Source organism: Mucilaginibacter jinjuensis (assembly GCF_028596025.1).
Lineage (GTDB): Bacteria > Bacteroidota > Bacteroidia > Sphingobacteriales > Sphingobacteriaceae > Mucilaginibacter > Mucilaginibacter jinjuensis.
Window position 1 is genome coordinate 1627484 of the sequence record NZ_CP117167.1, and the last position, 20241, is coordinate 1647724.

General features: G+C 44.2%; 11 protein-coding genes. 6 read left to right on the plus strand and 5 right to left on the minus strand.

Annotation, left to right across the window (positions count from 1 at the left end):
• Nucleotides 1–13: 13 nt before the first annotated feature.
• Genes PQO05_RS07480 through PQO05_RS07490 form a run of 3 tightly spaced genes read left to right on the plus strand, consistent with a single transcriptional unit; the run spans nt 14 to nt 5509 of the window.
• Nucleotides 14–796, plus strand: a complete 783-nt coding sequence (locus PQO05_RS07480; RefSeq protein ID WP_273632081.1) for a hypothetical protein — start codon at nt 14–16, stop codon at nt 794–796.
• A gap of 10 nt (nt 797–806) precedes the next feature.
• The gene (locus PQO05_RS07485) at nt 807–3614 is read left to right on the plus strand and encodes an outer membrane beta-barrel protein (protein ID WP_273632082.1); all 2808 of its coding nucleotides are present in this window, start codon (nt 807–809) and stop codon (nt 3612–3614) included.
• A 47-nt stretch (nt 3615–3661) separates the two neighbouring features.
• Nucleotides 3662–5509, plus strand: coding sequence for an O-antigen ligase family protein (locus PQO05_RS07490; protein WP_273632083.1), 1848 nt, complete (start codon nt 3662–3664; stop codon nt 5507–5509).
• Nucleotides 5510–5535: 26 nt separating this feature from the next.
• On the opposite strand, the gene PQO05_RS07495 is transcribed toward PQO05_RS07490, so the two are convergent.
• Together PQO05_RS07495 and PQO05_RS07500 are read right to left on the minus strand one after the other, a co-directional pair.
• Entirely contained in the window at nt 5536–6960 is a 1425-nt protein-coding gene (locus tag PQO05_RS07495) for a glycoside hydrolase family 30 protein (RefSeq protein WP_273632084.1), read from the minus strand.
• A gap of 24 nt (nt 6961–6984) precedes the next feature.
• Nucleotides 6985–9792 (minus strand): PHB depolymerase family esterase, encoded by a 2808-nt coding sequence (locus PQO05_RS07500; protein ID WP_273632085.1) that lies wholly within the window; start codon nt 9790–9792, stop codon nt 6985–6987.
• A 462-nt stretch (nt 9793–10254) separates the two neighbouring features.
• Here PQO05_RS07500 and PQO05_RS07505 point away from each other — a divergent pair, with 462 nt between their 5' ends.
• The 3 genes from PQO05_RS07505 to PQO05_RS07515 are packed head-to-tail and all read left to right on the plus strand — an operon-like array spanning nt 10255 to nt 15695.
• Nucleotides 10255–10977, plus strand: a complete 723-nt coding sequence (locus tag PQO05_RS07505; RefSeq protein WP_273632086.1) for an ImuA family protein — start codon at nt 10255–10257, stop codon at nt 10975–10977.
• An 18-nt stretch (nt 10978–10995) separates the two neighbouring features.
• Nucleotides 10996–12480, plus strand: coding sequence for a Y-family DNA polymerase (locus tag PQO05_RS07510; protein WP_337943175.1), 1485 nt, complete (start codon nt 10996–10998; stop codon nt 12478–12480).
• 2 nt (nt 12481–12482) lie between these two features.
• Nucleotides 12483–15695 carry an error-prone DNA polymerase gene (locus tag PQO05_RS07515; protein ID WP_273632088.1) on the plus strand — a complete coding sequence of 1071 codons (3213 nt, stop codon included), beginning with the start codon at nt 12483–12485 and terminating at the stop codon, nt 15693–15695.
• A 309-nt stretch (nt 15696–16004) separates the two neighbouring features.
• Here PQO05_RS07515 and PQO05_RS07520 read toward each other — a convergent pair whose 3' ends face one another.
• From PQO05_RS07520 to PQO05_RS07530, 3 genes are read right to left on the minus strand one after another with little or no spacing between them, the layout of a single operon-like run.
• The gene (locus PQO05_RS07520) at nt 16005–17171 is read right to left on the minus strand and encodes an FAD-dependent monooxygenase (RefSeq protein WP_273632089.1); all 1167 of its coding nucleotides are present in this window, start codon (nt 17169–17171) and stop codon (nt 16005–16007) included.
• Entirely contained in the window at nt 17171–19216 is a 2046-nt protein-coding gene (locus PQO05_RS07525; RefSeq protein WP_273632090.1) for a LodA/GoxA family CTQ-dependent oxidase, read from the minus strand. Before PQO05_RS07525 ends, PQO05_RS07520 begins: the two co-directional genes overlap by 1 nt.
• Before the next feature lie 20 nt (nt 19217–19236).
• On the minus strand, nt 19237–20214 hold the full coding sequence (locus PQO05_RS07530) for a ferritin-like domain-containing protein (protein WP_273632091.1): 978 nt from the start codon (nt 20212–20214) through the stop codon (nt 19237–19239).
• Nucleotides 20215–20241 lie beyond the last annotated feature (27 nt).

Sequence of the window (20241 nt, forward strand, 5' to 3'; positions counted from 1 at the left end):
AAAAATTTCAGCTATGAAAAATACATATCAGTTCATTATACTTTTCTACATATCGTTTTGCTTTGCAGTTGCTGCATCTGCGCAAAACTTGCCTAAAGTACAGACTCAAAGTGTCTTATTACCTAAATCGTTCAGAATTGATGGTATTGTTTCAGAATGGGATAATAAATTTCAATGTTATAACAAAAATGTAGCCCTGTACTGTACAGTTGCGAACGACCAGGAACACCTTTATTTAGCGGTCCGGGCAATAGATCCAATCATTATAAAAAAGATGATTGCAGGAGGGATACAATTTACCGTATGCAAATCTGGTGAACGGAGCGAAGAAAATCCGTTTACAGTTACCTATCCGTCAATTGCATTTCAGCCCCAGTCTAATCTTTACCGCGGTATAAATGATTTCAAAAAAAGCAATAGGAAAGATTCGCTTATTAGGGACCTCAATAAGACGTTAATAAGTGCTAATAAAGTAATTAGGCTAAAAGGAGGGGAAGCAACCGCCGACTCTGTTTCAATTTATAATAAATTGGGTATTAAAACAGCTGCGCACTTCGATGACAACCTTTCTTTTACATGCGAAATACTTCTTCCCCTAAAATTGGTTGGTATAAAAGCTTTGAAGTCACCGATAGCTTATAATATCATGCTCAGGGGAAGCTCCGTCATTAAATCTTTTACAGTCGGTAAAGTAACTGTTACCGATGTACCTATCGGTATGAGTGATGATGCTACATTTAGTGTACTAAATTTTCCTACAGACTTTTGGAGCAGGTGCACTTTGACCGATTATTAAAAGTATAATAGTGATCAGTCCGTATTATTTAATCATCTCACTCGTCTTGATATTTTGGACACTTAGTGCCTCAGCGCAGGAGAATGGCAAAAAACACCCCGAACAGCCGCACGAAGTTTCAGGTGTAATTCTTGACAGTGTCGGTGCCCCTTTGGCGGGAGCAAATGTTTGGTTGAAATCTTCAAGCGATTCAGTAAAGATGAAAACAAACGATGACGGCATATTTGTATTTGAAAAAATACAGCATAGTATTTTTACGGTCCAGGCCTCTTATACGGGTTATAAAACAGGAATCTCGAAGTACTTTTTCAGCCCTGATACCCATATCATTGTATTAAATCCAATAATACTTTCGCAGCAAGCGTTCGAATTGAAAGATGTGACTATTAATGGTACACCCAGCATAAAATATAAAAAAGATACCGTTGAATACCGGGCAAGTGACTATAAAGTAAAAGCTTTTGATAACGTTTCTGAGCTATTAAAGCAAATGGAAGGCATGGAGGTAGGTGCTAATGGGAAACTATTTTATCATGGGGAGGCCGTTAAAACAGCGAAACTCAATGGTAAGGAATTCGCAGGGGGGGATGTGAGAAATGTCCTTGAAAATCTTCCGGCTGAAATTGTAGACAAAATCCAGATTGTTGACGACTTTGGAGAGCTGGCGGCTAAAACAGGTATTAAGGAAAAGGCCTCAAATAAGATATTAAATGTTACCACTCAGGCGGATAAATCGATTGCCAACATTGGCCTTTTAAAGACACAAACAGGGACGCAAGGAAGACTTAACGATGAAGCTTCTTTCGAAAATATCAACGGCAACCGCGTGTTAGCTGTCAGTGGAAATTTTAAGAAAACTGTAGCCGGCATTAGTGCGAGCAATGCCTTGCCGACTGAACCGGCGACCCCCGATTATGTAGATATCTCCAGGCCCGGGAAAACGACTATTGCGTCGCCGGCAGTCAGTTATACTAATGACTCAGGGAAAGGCATTTCATTTGTCTCCAGTTATAATTTCGGATACGAGAGAAATTTGCTCGATGAAGAAACTACAAGCCAGATGTACTCTACTTCCGGGTCTACCTTGTCAACTGCAGGTAGTGTTTCTGACGAAAATAACAAATTTCATCAAGCACATGCTAAACTCAATTATGAGATTTCCAAATATAACTTCGTGCAGGTATTAGCTGATTTTTTGCATTCTGATCATAGTCAAAATTTAAAAACTCAGGGCGAATATTTAAACGACTTTGTATCGGGTCGGCAACACTTCAGCAACATGATCCAGGATCTTACCCAAGATGGAAAAAGCGATTTTAAAATTAGTGGCCTCTATATCCGTTCGTTCCCTAAGCCGCGAAGATTTTTTTCAATACAACTTAATATTAATCCTACAGCGCAACATCTTAGAGATAATAAACTCGCAAATTATCGTTATTTTGCAGATTCTTTATTGGCGCATGGCTTTGTAGATTCCGCATCACATCTAATATCGAAAAAGTCTGTTAATGCCAAAACTGCCCAGTTAACGTTAATGTATGCGGAGCCTGTTTCAACCAATGCCCTTGTAGAGGTTTATTCCTATTTCAGAAGAACGGCCTATTCAACATCCGCTAAAACCGATACCATCTATCAGGACGGCAGAACCGAGGAACTATTGCGTTTAAGAAATAATTTTGACTATGATTTTACGGAAAGCAAATTATCGGTAGATTATCACTATATGAGTGCTAAAACTGAGTTAGTCCTCGGAGCCGCACCGTACATAGCGAATATTAAAACGCAAGGTGGTATTTCTGGCTATTCAGGAAATACCAATTCTACATTTTCTCTGCTACCTGTTTTTAGTCTTTCGGTCAATTGGTCTAAGATGGAGAGATTGGACTTGAGGTATAATGAAAGTACTAGAGAACCTACCGCCACTCAAATTCAGCCGTATCGGGATATTACAGATCCTAACAATATTATCGTCGGTAACCCGTCGATCAAAACAACCCTTATCCATACGTTGTCTGGGACTTATAATAGGTACTTCCCCAACGATCTGGTGAATTTTTCGGTAAATACACTGTTTCGGACCTTCCAACATGATATTACAACGAATCTAATCCAGGACAATGTTTTCGTTGCAGACGGGATTTCTAAGACGACGAACGAAATCACCTACTTAAATACAGAAGGAAATCAAAACGTGGAGACGCGATTGTCTGTATCAAAACAGTTGCGCGGCAGAGAGATTAAGCTGGAAATTGATGGTGATGTATCCTATTTTTACAGGCACGCTTATAGTAACTCAATCGAATATAATTCGACCCAGTGGCATTTTAGTAACAAATTCGGCCCGCGCTTTAGTTTTGGAGAAACAGCCGGCGTCAATCCCTATATTGAATATACCATGGACCGATCGTTCACGAACACCGCAAATGCCCTGGTGTCGACGACACACAACTTTATGGCTGCTGTAAGCGGGTATTGTGGACTTCCATTGGGCTTGCAATTACATAGCAGCGCTGTGAAGAATTACCTGCGTGGTTTTGGGCAGTATAATACAAATCCTTTTGTGGTAAATGCGGGATTACAGCAGCGTGTATTAAAAAGACGGAACTTGATGCTGACATTTGATGTTTTTGATCTTTTCAACCAGAATAATTTTATTCAGCAAACGCTGACTCCGCAGAGTACAGTGTACACAAAGTCTAATACATCAAATCGATATTTACTTTTCGGGTTACAGTATAATTTTGAAAAGTGGGGCGGAACACCCACTCGTAACGGTGAAAAATTGAACAGGCGCGGGGATGGAAGTTTTATCAAATAAAATCAGTTGCTTAAACGCTTTCGAAATTATTTTTAATCGCTTTTGAGGTGACAGCAAACCAAAGTTCCGAAAGAATCGGCATCAGCTATTTCGCCTTTGTGGGGATAACAATCGGCATTATTAGCTTGTTAGCTACCCCGTTCGTAACGCCACGGATATTCCTGGACGAATTTTTTACGGGGCCGAGGCTTTGGTTTATTGCAGTCATTGGGTTTTCGTTATTTATCCTGTCCTTAAATCTGCTGACCGGCCGTAAGAGGAATTGGCTTATCTTTAATCCCGCAGACACGGCGCTGATCATTACAACCATTTATATTTTTTTATACAGAGTTTGTGTGTCATCAGAGGTCTTCAGCGTAAAAACAGTCACCTTCATTTGCCTCGTTTTAGAATATTTCATCGTAAAAGAATTGGCTAGGCGTTTCAATGCCAGGGAAACTAAGATTTTTGCAATTATAGTTTTTGCAGCTTTTTTGATAACGGCACTATTAAATTGTTTACATGCTTTGCTTCAGTTTGATGGCTTTTTGCCTTCCCATAACTCTTATTTTCCGGTAACAGGAAATTTTCCTAATCCTGCCCGTTTAGCTAATACAATTGTCGCCTTGTGCCCTGTGATTCTCAGTGGTGTTTTTTTGCCAGTTAAAAGTAATCTAAGCAGAATTGGATTTAGATTACTGATTTTTTTGTCCATTCTATTTTTGATTTTCATTCTTTTTCTAACCTATACAAGAGCAGCATGGTTGGCGTTTCTGGTAAGTCTTTTGTTCGTGCTAATACAAGGGAGTTTTCTGAAAGAGAGATTGAAACACCAAAGTTTCTTAATCACCATCGCCTTAGTGTTTCTTCTGATAGGTGTTTGTTTAATAAATCTAAAGCCGGAGTCATCGCTGGGTAGACTAACCATTTGGAAAATTGCATTAAATATTATTAAAGAGAGACCTTTAACGGGTATTGGTTACGGGGAATTCGAGAATAGGTATGACCTTTTTCAAGCCAGGTACTTTTTAAAAAATACCTCCGGTGCCGCAGAGGTAAAAAGGGCCGACATTATTAAATATCCATATAATATATTTCTACAGATTTGGTGTGAACAGGGTTTGATAGGCTTACTGCTTTTTTTATATTTTTGTTTTTATCTTGTGTTAGCCGCTTGGACTACGCGGCATAAAAACCAATATCAAAGATTTTTAAGCCGTGCCTCTGTTATCGGAGTCATTACAATTGTGGTATGCGGAATCTCTTCTTATCCATTTGATATATTACCGGTGATGGTTCTCTTCGCCTTATATGCGGGCATGGCAAGCGGGACGCTCAAATTGGAAAAGCCCGTATTCGGGTTCCCGGAAAAGAAAATTTTGATTGGTGCAGGCCTGTTCCTCTTTGGCTTTTATCTACTGCGATATGACTATATCGAATTCCGAAATGGTCGAAATTTAAAAGATACTATCGATAATAATTATCATTCACAATCACTGGAACAATTCTATCCCGCGTTCAAAAACGATCCTGAGTATCTGAATGCTTACGCGGAAGAGTTACTGTCTAAACGAAAATACGCGCAGTTAATTGCTAACGTAAAGATCATGGAGTTGCCACTTATATATCCTGAAACATGGCTCTGTCTTGCAAAGGGGTACGACGGCCTTCTACAACCGGATAATGCGGAATACTGTTTTAAGATCGCATCCGCTATCATTCCCGGCAGATTTTCGTTTAAATATGAGCTGGTTAACTTCTATTATGCTCACAGTATGTATCTTAAGGCCTATCGGTCATCCCAGGAATTATTAACGATGCCTGTTAAAATTGAATCAACAGACGTCACTGATATCAAGAACAAAACCAGAGCGATCATGATCCATTGCTATGAAAAACTAAGGATAAATAAGTAGGGGACGGCCCCCTGCCATCATCACGCTTAATCGGACCATACGCAGGTCACTACTGCTCCAGAACTCAGCTCAAATTGTTTTTTCTTATGGTCAACATCAAGATTAAACCGACGGGTTTCCGGGGTATCATTTAATATTATGATAACTTTTTGCCCAAGTGTATTTATAAAGGCAACGTTCGGCATTCCTTCGATTTCATCAGATTCAATTCTTACGGAATTCGGCGCTAAAAATTTAGAAGCATGTGCTACAATATAATATGACGGATTTCTTTGAATTTCATCGCCATTGATAGTTACCCCACCCAGGCAAATGTCGCAACCCGGGGCCGGGGTATGCGGACCATTGTTAATATCGGCTGCTAAGTTCCATTCCAGTACATTTTTACTCCAATTTCGCATAGCACCAATAATCAGATTTCTGATATGCCAACGCAGATTTCCGTCGAGCCCCGGATCATTACTGTTAATCCATTGTTCAGTAAAATATAAACTCTTACCCGGATATTTTTGATGAACGTAATCCATGGCATCGATGCTACCCGCATAGAGATGGAACGCCGTTCCGTCAACGTATTGACTACACGCCGGGTTGTCAAGGATCGATAAGGGGTAGTCCAACCTGTCAAGATTGTGATCATAAATAATAATCTTTGTCTTGATGGCATTCTTCTTAAATAATGGCCCCAGATATTGGCTGACAAAAAGCGCCTGCTGTTTAGCGCTCATGTACATACTCGGGTTATTGCCCGGATGCAACGGCTCATTTTGGATTGTAATCGCGTCAACGTTGATCCCATTTGATGACATTGCAGAAATATATTTTAAGAAATAATTTGCATATACCTGATAGTCTTCTTCTTTCAGCATTCCGCCCTTAAAACTTTTGTTTGTCTTCATCCATAATGGAGCGGACCAGGGGGAAGCCATGATTTTAAGCGATGGATTAATATGGATAATTTCTTTTAGAAGGGGTATAAGATCTTTTTGGTCTTCGGCTATGGAAAAATGTTGCAGCTTAAGATCGGTCGCATTGTCCGGAAGATCGTCGTAAGTAAACAGGTGATCGCTGAGATCTGACGAACCAATACTCACTCTTAAGTAACTGATTCCAATTCCGTTCTGTATATTCCCGAACAGTTCATTAATCAGTTCTCTTCTCGGGTTATCCCTCATTCTGTTAATGACAATCGCACTCCCGCCTGTGAGGGAAAACCCAAAGCCGTCAATGGTTTGAAAGCGATGCGATGAATTGACATGAATGGTCGGTAAATCTGCAACTGACGTAATGATTTGACTTATATCTTTTTGCTGAAAAACAATTGAATGGGCAGGATCGGTTAGCCAGGTGTCTGTTTGTTGTGCCAATATTGACGGCATATTAATCAGGATGCAAACTGCAACTAAAATCAATACTTTAAAAGGTGATTGCCGGATTAGGTGATGGTTCATATTATTAATTGGTTTATATTACCGCTACTTCCAATATTTGTTGAAACGCCCGTGGGATATTAATGACGGGGTGTTTGAGCAATCCCATATTTCATAATCATACCAACCTTTTAAGGCGATGTCTTTGACCTGATCCGGGAGTACGTAACCTGAATTTGAATTAATTGATAGTAGGTAATTGGCGGGGGCCAACGGGTTGGGAAAGATAAAGGAATAGTTAAGTTGTCTGCCTGCAAACTCGCGATCGTTTAAGGTCAGTGTGTTTGGGCCTGTTTTGAAAGGTAGCATTTGCTGCATACGGAAGGCAAGAGTGCCCGGCGAACAGTCGCCGATAATTACCAGATTGAAGCTTTTTATATCCTGCCAGGTTAAATCTTTGTCAGATTTGATCCGGCATTTCCCAAAAAAATTATACATCCAGTCATCAACAAACAATTTGGACATAGGCCCTGCAAAGCGTTGATTTCTAATATTGGGTTCTGTACCAACAACAATTAAAAAACTGGAAGAGAAAACGTCATTTACCGGTCCTTCCAATTGATGTGTTTTGGTCAACACTTCTCTTATTGTTGGCTTTTTTAATTGAATAGTAAAGAGGTTATCCGCACCCGGTATCTTTTTTTTCAGGCTATCATTAACAATTATATTGGCGACCGTATCTTTGAGCTGCGCCTTAATCATTCCCAAATCGATAGTGAAAGAATTAACATTGGTCGTTGTTACCTGAAGCGTATGTGGAGAAGAAATTTTTGCCAAAATCTGCCCCTTTTGTCCCTCTGCCAGTTCATTAATTTTTAACCATTGCCGGGTGTTATATTTCAGCTGGTAGGTGGAAAGATCTAACGTTTTTAAGCATCTTCCTTTTTTGTCGGAGAAAAAGGAAAAGATCTTTTCCGTTATATAATTGTCTGGTGTATTTTTAACATAGAAGTCTCGTGTAGCCCCATTTAGGTCGGAGAAGGTCACTTGTCCGCCCTCATGGCGTATTTTATTAATCAAGAGACGCAAATGTTTGGGTTCGAGTGCGTGCCAGTCATTACGCGAGCTGGCAATATATAGGGGAGTGCAGGAAAAATTGGAAGCTGTTCCCAATAGGCTATTTTGTGTTGTCCATGTTGATGGAAACTTTTCTTCGCTTTTGTCAAACATATAATTCAATTCCGGACCTTCTACCCCTATAGCCGCAAAAACGGATGGAAATCGGTTCGCCATTAACATCGCTTGAAGCCCCCCCGAACACTGGCCGTACAAATAAATTCTGTTTGTATCGATCTGATAATTAGTTTTTATTGCATCCAATGTCTCAAATACAGAAGCTGGGACGATTGGGTTGAGATTGTATTTCTCGTAAACTCTGGCACTTGGCCAGGCAATGGCAAAATGGTATTTATCAGCCAGATTTCTCAAATATTCAATTCTATCAATGAAAGCCAAGTGCCAGCTTTCCAAAAACGGGTTTTGTTTTGCTACCCAAGGCACAATGATGACTAGCGGCAGACTTCCGGAAGACTTGACATCGCCGGGCACATACACCATATAGTTATTGACTACATTATCAATTTTTGATGGATAAGCCCTAATATGAAGTCCACGATTACCGGCCAAAAAATCCCGGCCGGTTCTGAGTTTACTTATGGAATTGGCGAGATCAAACGCCGTATAGCTTATTTTTCTTTCAAGCACTTCGTCAAATCCGTTTTTTCTTCCGAAAGTATCCAGGTAGTTAAACCGATGGACCATTGCTTCTAAATTTATTTGTTGTAGAGAAAGAAGCTTGTAAAGATGTGCATGCTTGATAAGGCTATCTACCTTTTTTCGATAATTTCCGATCGCATAGGCCTGGGTAAAAGTGTCTTTTTCCGTAACCAGTTTTATCTTGTAAAAGCCTTCCGGAAAATTTTTAGTTAACAGATTTACCGGCAGCTCGACAATTTTTCTTTGGAAAATCACACTGTCTTCGCTATTAAAAATCGCTATCTCAGCAGGATGTTGTTTATCTACTTTATTCGGATATCTAATATTCAACGATAATAGGGTGTCTTTCTTTAAAAGATACTTATGGCTCATACTAAAATAGTTTTTGCCCAACTTATATTTTGACGCAAAAACAGTTGAGCTCAGATCAAGTTGAAATCCAGCTTCATTTCCTTCGCTTGCTATTTGTACAAGTATTTCATTTGCTCCTTTTTTGAGAGAAATTGGCACTAAGAATTCATCCTTGGTAATGTTGCCGGCTCTTTCAGCTAACACGAGCTTCTTATTCAGCCAAATTTTAGCAACGTTGTCAATTCCGACCATTAAAGCTACGGTCTGATCTGCCGGACTTGTTACATCAGTAAGCGCATAGCAATAATATTTACCTTTACTCCCCAAAGCTTCGTCTATATCGACATAATCTTTTCTGCTTTGATAGGAGATTGTCTTAAAATCGTTCTCGTGAAATAACGAACCGATACCCCGTGACAGACTGATAAACTTCTCCCATTTTGGATAATTGTCTAATTTATTGCCGACCGATTGATATTTAATCGAATCAGCAACTTTGGTAAAAGGTCCGATTATCATCCAATTTTTAATGGGAACTATATCACTATCGGAGTTTAATTTTGAAACAACGTTTGAAGATCCCAGGTGTGTACATCCGCTCAAAAAGATCCAATAGAAAAGGAGAATGAAAATTAAATATTCGTTTATATAGGAAGAAAGTTTTCGGGTTCGCCTAGACGATAATAATTTTTTCCCCAAACAAACTATGACAATTGCAACCAAATATTTAGCTGAGGATAAAAAAATATCGGTATTTCTTTGGTCAGCATGTCGGCGTAAATACATAGGCGTTGGTTAGGTGACCCAAAATAATAATAAATTGTTAAAATGAATAGTTGGGAGGGGACAAACTCGTAATTTCTATTGTAATGATGCGAATTTTCTAACCAACCATGAGCGACGGCGATTTACGTTTTTTTAACCCATTCAATTCTTTTGCTGATGGTGTTCTGACTTTGTTCCTCGTGTACCTTCAAAAAGTGATCGAAACCCTGAAGAAAGCCCAATCAAATGGAAAAATAATACTCTTTAATGAAGTTTTCGACATGTTTTTACAGTACAAGAACTTGACATAAGTGGCTTTAGAGTATTCTATATGATTAACTCGTTGATCTGACCGATATGCTAATCGAAAACTCCGAGTTAGGTTTTATATGATTCGCGTAAGAGGAATAGTTGGATAAAATTTAAATATAGACAAAATGCTAATATTTTTAGTATTAGCTTTGCGTCCTGAATTAAACAAATATGCCCGAAGCCCGTCAAGATATTATCAGCCGGCTGCAAAAAGATATTTTGCAATGGGAGGGGTATAGGGCTCCGGATGCCGGTACTAACCAAAAGTTAGGCCTTGGCCCGGTAGAATCGGCTTTTCCCAACGGGGTTTTCCCGGTGGCTGCCGTACACGAACTGGTTTGCCACAATACTGAACAGGCCGCTGCCTGCGGCGGCTTTATTACGGGCGTTTTATCAGGCCTGATACAAAAGGGCGGCGTATGTGTCTGGATTGGACGCGCTGGTCAATTATTTGCCCCAGCATTAAGGGCTTTTGGCCTCGAGCCGGATAGGGTAATCTTTGTCAGTCTTACTAAAGACAAAGACGCCCTATGGGTGATGGAAGAAGCCTTGAAATGTACCGGGCTGATTGCCGTGGTCTGCGAACTGCAGGAAATGGATTTCAAACAATCGAGGCGCTTGCAATTGGCTGTAGAGCAAAGCCGCGTGACCGGTTTTGTGCTGCGTAACGCAGCCGCCAAATTAGGTTCGACTGCCTGTACTGCCCGCTGGCGGATCAAACCCTTACCCAGCGCAGATCTGAACGGCTTGCCGGGTTTAGGTTATCTCCGCTGGCAGGTGGAGCTATTGAAAGTACGTAACGGGCAAACCGGGAAGTGGATCATGGAATGGAACGAAGCCGGCTTTAAACCGGTGGAGACAGAACTCATCAAACAAGAAAGGCAGGTAGGGTGAGGTATGACCAAACGTTATATGGCGATATGGTTCCGGCATTTGCTGACGGACGGCCTGGCGATCCGCCGGCCTGAACTTAAGGAAATGCCTTTTGTACTGGCTGCACCCGTGAAAAACCGGGTTGTGATCACCGCGGCCAGCCTGGCGGCGGAAAAAGAAGGGGCCTTTACAGGTATGGCCGTGGCGGATGCCCGGGCGGCATGTAGTGAGCTGGTCGTGATTGATGAAGTCCCCGGCAAAGCAACTCAGTTATTGCGGTTATTAGGTTTAGGCTGCATTCGTTATACACCCGTGGTCGCAGTTAACCTGCCCGACGGCTTGTTACTGGATATATCGGGTTGTACCCATCTCTGGGGCGGCGAACGGGATTATCTTAAAACCATTGTTTTCAAATTACGTGACGCGGGTTTCGACGCGCGTGCCGCCATCGCTGATACGCCGGGCGCTGCCTGGGGTATCGTACGCTTTGCTAAATCGGGGCCGATCGTAGCACCGGGCAAACAGGCGCAGGCGATAGCCCTGTTGAAACCCGCTGCCTTGCGCCTGGAAGCACCGGTATTGGAACGTTTGCAGAAACTGGGTTTCAGCACCATCGGCAGTTTTATACAGATGCCATCCTCTGTGTTGCGGCGCAGGTTTGGCAAAGAATTGCTGTTACGCATTGATCAAGCGTTGGGAAGGGTGGCTGAACCTTTGGTTTCATTAACCCCGCCTGTGCCTTATGCACAAAGATTGCCCTGCCTGGAGCCCATCCGAACAGCTACAGGTATTGAAATTGCTATCGAAAAGCTGCTGGAGGTTTTGTGCCTGCGTTTGCAGGCCGAAGGCAAAGGTATCCGTAAAGCAACCCTCAAATGCCATCGCATCGATGGCCGGACGGTGCAAGCCTCCATTACCACGACCCGAGGCTCGCATAGTGTTTCCCATTTATCAAAACTCTTCGGGCAGCAAATCAGTAAGATCGAACCCGCACTCGGTATCGAACTTTTTGTGCTGGAAGCCCCGCGAGTGGAGGATATGGAAGTCCGGCAGGAACAGTTATGGGCGCTTAATCCGGGCCTTGGTGATACTGCACTGGCTGAATTGCTTGACCGTGTGGCCGGTAAAGTAGGTGCAAATGCGATCCGCCGGTTTTTACCCGCCGAACATTACTGGCCTGAACAATCCATTAAGCTGGCGGCTTCATTATCGGAAAAGCCGGAAACAAACTGGCCAGAGGGACAGTTGAGGCCCATGCGTTTATTATCACCACCTGCACCGATCGAGGTGATGGCATTGGTGCCTGATAACCCGCCCCGGATCTTTACTTATAAAGGGAAACGGCACACCATCATCAAGGCAGACGGCCCTGAACGCATCGGTCGGGAGTGGTGGCGTGACAAAGGGGAGCACCGGGATTACTTTGTGGTAGAGGACACAGAAGGGCAACGCTATTGGGTTTTTCGGTCCGGGCACTATGACGGGGGCGATGCCCGCTGGTATTTACATGGTTATTTTGCTTAGTTATGCGGTATGCGGAATTACAGGTTACTTCCAACTTCAGCTTCCTGCGCGGGGGCTCGCATCCCTATGAACTAATTCAGCAGGCGGCGGCTTTAGGTTATGAAGCAATTGCTTTAACGGATAGGAATACTCTGGCCGGTGTGGTGCGTGCCCACATGGCCGCCAAACAAGCGGGCATTCGTTTTATCCCAGCCTGTAGATTAGACCTCGTGAATGGCACGAGCTTATTGGCTTATCCGACCGGGCGGGATGCTTACGGACGCTTATCTGCCCTGCTGACCCGCGGTAACCTGCGGACGGAAAAAGGTCAATGCGAACTCTATAAGGCAGATGTTTATGAATACAAGGACGGGATCATCTTTATTGCGATTCCGCCTGAAGCAAAGCTCAACCCCAAATTTGAATTTGCAGATACCTTTAAGCAAGATTTGCTGGAATATCGCCAGGTATTCGGATTATCGTTCTACCTCGCTGCTTCCTTTAATTACCAGGGCCAGGATGCTAAACGATTATTTCGTCTGGCCGAAACCGGGATACCCCTGGCGGCTGTCGGCGATGTACATTACCACCACCCGGTCCGACGTGAACTGCAGGACGTACTAACCTGCATCCGGGAGAAATGCACGATCAATGCTGCCGGATTTAAATTGCATCCGAATGCGGAGCGGCATTTGAAGCCGCTCGATGAAATACAGCGCTTGTTCCGGGCCTACCCGAAGGCGCTGGAAAATGCGACCTATATTGCCAATTCCTGTGCTTTTTCTTTAGATACGCTCAAATATATCGAGCCGGAAGAAACCATTGCGGATGGTCTGACACCGCAGGAGCGGCTCAATAAACTGAGCTGGGCGGGTGCCCGAGAACGTTTTGGAGAAGATATCCCGGAGAAACACCGCAAACAGATCGAGTTCGAACTGGCTTTTATCGAAAAGCGAAAGCTCGCGCCTTATTTCCTGCGGGTTTACCGCTATACCCAGAAAGCGGAAGACCTGGGTATCCTGCACCAGGGCAGGGGGTCGGCAGCCAATTCTACGGTTTGTTATTGCCTCGGCATTACGGCAGTCAACCCGGCCGAATCCCGCCTATTGTTTTCCCGCTTTATGTCCGATGCCCGGAACGAATGGCCCGATATCGATGTGGATTTTGAACATGAAAGAAGGGAAGAGATCATCCAGTATATCTATAACACTTACGGCAGGGACAAAGCGGCAATCGTCGCCACCGTTACACAGGAGCGGCATAAAGGCGCGATCCGGGATGTGGGCAAGGCCATGGGCTTATCTGAAGATACCATCAAACGGGCAGGGGCGACGATCTGGGATTTTTCGGAAGAAGGCTTTGATGAAAAGCGCCTGCGGGAGCAGGGCCTGAATCCGCAGGACCCACTGATCCGGAAAGTATTGGAATTAACCACGCAGCTGATCGGCTTCCCCAGGCAGTTGGGCCAGCACACCGGAGGGTTTGTCATGACCGACGGTTTGCTCTCTGACCTTTGCCCGGTACTGAATGCCCGGATGGAGGAGCGTACACAGCTGGAATGGAACAAGGATGACCTCGAAGATTTGCAGATCCTGAAGGTGGATGTGCTGGGCTTGGGGATGCTGACCACCATCCGTAAGGCATTTGACCTTGTGCTTAAACACTATGGCAGGAAACTGACTCTGGCTAATATTCCCCAGGGTGATACTTTGGTTTACGATATGATCTGCCGGGGGGATACCATCGGTGATTTCCAGATCGAAAGCCGGGCACAAATGTCGATGCTGCCCCGGCTAAAACCCAGGAAGTTCTATGACTTGGTGATCCAGGTTGCAATCGTCAGGCCGGGACCGATACAGGGTGATATGGTGCATCCTTACCTGCGCAGACGTAATGGGGAAGAACCGGTAACCTACCCATCCAAAGAGCTGGAAGACATCCTGGGCCGGACATTAGGCGTGCCGCTGTTCCAGGAACAGGCCATGGAAATTGCGATCACCGCTGCGGGCTTTACGCCGGCAGAAGCAGACCAGTTGCGGCGCAGTATGGCCTCTTTCAAAGCCAATGGCCAGCTAAAACATTATGAACAGAAAATGGTCTCTGGCATGATGGCGCGCGGTTACGAAGAGGCTTATGCGAAACAGGTATTCAAGCAATTGCAGGGCTTTGAAGGCTACGGCTTCCCGGAAAGCCATGCAGCCTCTTTTGCATTACTGGTTTACGTATCCGCTTGGTTGAAATGCCATTACCCGGACGTGTTCTGTGCAGCGCTCCTCAACAGCCAGCCGATGGGCTTTTACCAGCCTGCACAGCTCGTACGGGATGCGCAGGACCATGGGGTCAACGTATTACCGGTTGATGTGAATTATTCGGAATGGGATAATACGCTGGAGAAAACAGATGGCAAATTCTTTGCCTTACGGCTCGGGTTCCGGGAAGTAGATGGCCTGAAAGAAGCCGATATGGCTGTACTCGTAGCCATGCGGGACGATGGGTATTTGCATATCGATCAATTACGAAGCGGAGGAGTGCCGGAAGCTGCCCTGGCAAAACTGGCGGATGCGGACGCTTTCCGCTCTTTAGGCGCTGACCGGCGGATGGCCCTTTGGGAAATATCGGCTTTGGCTGACCGGCCATTCGGCTTATTTGCTGACCACCTGTCTGAAACTTTGCTGGAACTGCAGGTTGAGCTGCCGAAGATGACCGAAGGGCAGCATGTGGTCCAGGATTATATCTCTACCGGTTTATCGCTTAAAAATCACCCGGTAGGCCTGGTGCGGAAGAAGTTATCGGAAATGCATAATATCCGTGTCGGTGATCTGAAAAAATGCCAGGATAAAGATTATGTGAAATTGGCGGGCCTCATTACGGTCAGGCAACGCCCTGGTACGGCAAAAGGCGTTTTGTTTATGACATTGGAAGACGAATCCGGATCGGCGAACCTGGTGGTTTGGTCGGACCAGTTTGATAAATACCGCAAAGAGATCATCCAGTCAAGACTGCTGATGGTAGCCGGGAAATTACAGATTGCCAATGGCGTAACACATTTGGTGGTGCACCGCTGTTTTAACCTGACCGCTTTATTGCGTAGTTTAACAGAAAGCAGTTCGGACGATCTGCCGCTTACCTTAGTAAGAGGTGATGAAACGACAAAGCCGTATAATTATGACCGGCGCGCGGCGGAGCAGTTCATGCCGGCTGAGTATGCCTTTCATGAGGGCAGAAATTTTAAATAAAGGTTAACAGATATGTGTTTGCCGCTACAGGATATTTTTATTGGCGTTCTGCATTTCTAAAGGCAAAACGCCTGATTTTACCGGCATGATGCCCAACATGACCGTATTGAATCCCGGAAGCAGAAGATATTATGCTAAAAGCTATAAAAGAAAAATATACACAAGACCTTGAAAACAGGTTAAGTAGCCGTAAAAACTATAATTTAAATAAACAGCAATTGCTTACTACATAAAAGTGCTGCCGGAAGCAGCCATTTTTGCTTAAAGTTAATAAGTACCGTCTCGTTTCACCGGAGATGCAAGTTTAAATCACAGGATTTGAAATTCCCGCTTAGATTCTGATATTGTGTTTGGTGCTTTGTTTTGAGCTTGTATACGATTTTTCCAAAAGTTTGATTGCGGCCAGCGTTGCTCTTGTTGATAAAGATGATTGCGTTCATTAACATAAGTATGATAATTGGCATCTATATATTCCTGGTACATTTTTGCAGAATTTATATCAGTAAAATTGCTTGTTAACATCTCCACAGCAGTTTTTCCTGCCCTGATGCCCGTTGAAAGGCTTTTGTAAATACCCTGTGCAGCAATGGGGTCAAAGCATAAGGCAGCATCGCCGGCAGCCAGCCAGCGCTCTTCGTAAACTTTTTCCAGGAACGATGAGTAAACAGGGAACTTATAATAATGATGGTCACTAAGCATTAATGGGGCCAGACGGGGAGCAAGCAGTTGGGTTTGCCTGATACCATTAGAAAAATTTTCAGCCATATCATTTTTCATTTGCCGAAGTGTATAGGCTTCTGTTACATACATGCTTACCAGTTTATTGTCCGGTAATTTGGCGGCATACCACCACCCGTTTTTATCTGCCTCTAACAGTGTTTGGGCGGTCATTTTTCCGGAGTCAATCGTACTGAACCTAACCAATCCTAAAAGCTGATCCTCAATATGCGTTTTAACTCCTAAAGACCGGGCAAAATGTGCTCCTGCACCTGATGCGTCAATAACCATTTGTGTACGGACGGAATACTTTTGTCGCTTAATCCGTTCATACAAGGTCAATTCATAGCCATTTGCTATAGGTTGCTGTTCAATATACTGTGTTTCCCAGTTTATAGCTACTCCGCGTTCATCTGTTGCAATTACCAGTATTTGATCAAACACCAGGCGGTTAAGCCGCCATGGAGGCCCCAGCGGATCAAGTACGGCGTCGTTAAACCCAACCATATCACGTCCCCAAACAGATGCATTACCCGGGTAGGCAAAATGGCCTGCGCAATCAAATTGTTCGCGCAGGCCTAAAAAGTTAATGCAGGATAAGGCTGCAGGGGGGATACTTTCGCCCGGTCTTATCTTATCTGCTTTCCCGGAGTCGATCACCAGTACCTGCACGTCAGCATATTTCCTTAACGTTATTGCTGCTGCAAGCCCCGCAGGCCCTGCTCCGATAATTACCACATCATACGCCGTATTACGCATTAAATTGGCGTATTGGCGGGAGGAGTGGTATTAAATGGCCATTCCAGTGCCGGGTTATCTGGTATAACGGTTTCATCAAATTGATTTTGGACCTCGAGATAATAATCCGGGTCATAATCCGGGCCAATGATAGTGCCTTGTACAATAACACCCAGCTTATCCCAATCTTTAACAGACTGATTGGCTTTCTGAAAGGTACTGGCACTTTTGGGGTCTAATGAGTAAGTACCCTTACCCCTGATGGCCCATTGCTGTTTAGGAAGTACATTGCTAATCACCTGTTCGGCCACAAAAACCGCATCGGGCCGTTGTGCAGGCCATGACCAGTAAAGGGTTGTGCCATTACCGTTTGTTTTATTCACCCCATTGGTATTAATGCTTGGCTGGTGTATAGAGCAGGAGTTGTAATCTGTTTGCCATGGTATGGCCATAAATTTTGTCATGTCCCCTGGTTCCAGACCATTCAGATCTTCTTGTAAGGGAAACCATCCGGCAGTTAAGAAAGGAGCCTGATTGGCTTTCGCATAATTGAGCGGGATTGCCTTCAACCTGAAAGGCCCGGCGCCGCTTGTTTGCCAGTCTTGCTGGTAGATATCGGTTGATCTGATCACATAACTCATTTCAATACCCGGTACATACCTGCCGCCAAGGCAATTGCTTAATGATGCCATATCCAGGTATTCGCCTTTGCCCAGTTGCTGGCCTTCACCATCAGTAAAGTTATGCTTGCTCCATTGTTCTAAAAAGAAATACTGCGTTTTGGTCACGGTCAGGAAAGATGTGCCCGCATCACCAACAGATAGGGGCATTAATGGTACGCCGGTGTTTACTTCAGATTGCGCGGTGCCCGTAAGATTAGGGTTCCTGATAAAATTAAGCCCGGCCATAATTGTTTTATCAGGGTTATCAGCAGCCGTAATAGCATCCACCGCTTCGTGTGCTTTAATCGCCATACGAGGCAGGTTTACCGTCCATCGTTGTAACAATGCTGCCCTAAATACCGGCCTTACCATGCTTTCAAATGCAGGAAGAAAAGCCGGATTAAAATTGCCTTCCGCAAATAGTTGCGGCTGCAGGTTAAGCCCTCTTACCCAGGCATCATAAACATCATCCCATATCGATACCACATTGCGTATTTGTGGTGCGTAAGACGGGTCACAGCAAACTACCCAGGCATTAAACGCTTCCTGAAAGGTGCCGTCTTCAAACACAATAGTTGCCGATACCGGGCCGTCGGCAGCATCATCGTACCAGCTGGCATTATTCAGGTCACCCGTGCAAGGTACCGGGTCGCCGTATTCATCAATTCCGGCGGCTGTGTTGCCGTGAGCGGCTAATACCAACAATCTGCCTTCTTTATCTGTCAATATTTCACCCAATGAATCCAGCTTGCCCGAAGGATAGTGCAATTCGCCGGAAGGAAAGGTAGCCGGATAGGTAGTTATTTCTTCGATCTGCCCGTTTGAACTATAACTCGCCGGCGTTTTTGCATTAAACTTGAGTTTATTATTCGCAACGGCAGAAACAGCCCTTGGCCCCGGGTCGATCACCAAGTTTTTTAAACGGATTGGATCATTAACGGTACCGGTTGTGCCGTATACCTGCGGGTTGCGTAGTTGTGGCAGCCCGTCTTTATAGGCATCTACACCAACCAGCGGTACAACATTGTAAGAGGCCGCCTTTTTATTAGCGAGATGTACTGTCCAAATGATATCTTTTACTTTACGACCGTCTGCAAGTACAGTTCCTTTGATTACTTCTGTAGGCTTGGCAGGGCAGGGATAAGCATCTGGGCCATCTAATTCATAATAATATAAACGGAAGCGGGCGGCTTGCCTTTTAAGATAGCCATCTTCGTCGCGCAGGTCTGTAGCATCTATTACCGTATTTTCTGTGCCTGGTTTAATGGGCAGGCCTCCTGTTGTGGCCGAGCCGTCTATCGGTAGTCCGGCACTGGTTTCTGGCGAAAGGTAATACTCCTTACTGGTACCTATGCGGGCAAAGTTAATGGTGGGATGTATGCGGAATACTTTATTTACTGACATGGTTTGAAGCTTTTAATGGTTTAACTGAATTGTGGGGTAACGCCGTTTTTCCAACAGTTCTGAATGGCTGCGCCTACGCTTACCATGGTTGGTATAAAGTCGTCGGGGTTCTCGCCAACAAAAAGTGCGTCGAGCCGGTTACGCAGTTTGTTAAAATGTTCTTTCAGTATCTCAACCAGTTGCCTGTCGTAATCAGTGTAGTCACTTACCGGCTTAAATGCATAGGTTTCCTGTAGTTGCATATTGTTCTTGATCATCTCAAATTTCTCAAAGTGATCAATGGTTTGTAGTAAATCGTCTGCCGTGTTCTGGAAATTTGCAATCAGCGGATCATTGTTCTGGCCGGCGTTTGAACCTTCTCCCTGGTCGGTGATCAGATCAATCAGCATGCCCACCTGGTTAAAACCGGCGCTGCCGTTTTCGGTAATGGTCATACCTGGCATTAACCTGTAATAGGCCGAAAAATAATTGACCTGGTTTATACCACCTTTAATGCGGTCTTTAAAAAGACCTGCACCATAGCGCAGGGCACGGTAAAAATCGCCGATATTAGCATATTCCTTTACATTTTGCTTAAGCGAAACCGGTGCCGAAGAATCCCATTCGGGGTATTCAATGAGGCACATGGCGTTGATATGGGCAATATCCAATGGACCAATCTCTGCCGTATATGGTTGGAAACTTTGCGTAGGGTTAGGTACATCTAGGTTAAAATCGAGGTGCGGAATGGTTTGGCCTGCATAAACAGGTACGCTGATTTTAGGGCTGTAGCCATAGGCATTGCCAATATTGGCCACACTTTGTAAATGCAGCATCTCTTGGTTAATTACAGATTGGATAAGCTGAAATTGCTGCGAAGTGCGGTTAATCACAGAATACATGGCCGACATGTAAAAAGGGATGGTCCATAGCTCGAGGTCTGCAGCGTACTGGATATGCTCATGAAGATGCTTCAGATTCCAGTGCGGATCGGATTGTGGGGTTGGTTCGGTGGACATTGGTAAAGGTTTTGGTGCTTATGATTT

Bases quoted from the DNA above. Each gene is read 5' to 3' on its own strand.
- PQO05_RS07480 (WP_273632081.1), top strand. From the start codon at position 14: ATGAAAAATACATATCAGTTCATTATACTTTTCTACATATCGTTTTGC.
- PQO05_RS07495 (WP_273632084.1), bottom strand. From the start codon at position 6,960: ATGAACCATCACCTAATCCGGCAATCACCTTTTAAAGTATTGATTTTA.
- PQO05_RS07500 (WP_273632085.1), bottom strand. From the start codon at position 9,792: ATGTATTTACGCCGACATGCTGACCAAAGAAATACCGATATTTTTTTA.
- PQO05_RS07505 (WP_273632086.1), top strand. From the start codon at position 10,255: ATGCCCGAAGCCCGTCAAGATATTATCAGCCGGCTGCAAAAAGATATT.
- PQO05_RS07510 (WP_337943175.1), top strand. From the start codon at position 10,996: ATGGCGATATGGTTCCGGCATTTGCTGACGGACGGCCTGGCGATCCGC.
- PQO05_RS07515 (WP_273632088.1), top strand. From the start codon at position 12,483: ATGCGGTATGCGGAATTACAGGTTACTTCCAACTTCAGCTTCCTGCGC.
- PQO05_RS07520 (WP_273632089.1), bottom strand. From the start codon at position 17,171: ATGCGTAATACGGCGTATGATGTGGTAATTATCGGAGCAGGGCCTGCG.
- PQO05_RS07525 (WP_273632090.1), bottom strand. From the start codon at position 19,216: ATGTCAGTAAATAAAGTATTCCGCATACATCCCACCATTAACTTTGCC.
- PQO05_RS07530 (WP_273632091.1), bottom strand. From the start codon at position 20,214: ATGTCCACCGAACCAACCCCACAATCCGATCCGCACTGGAATCTGAAG.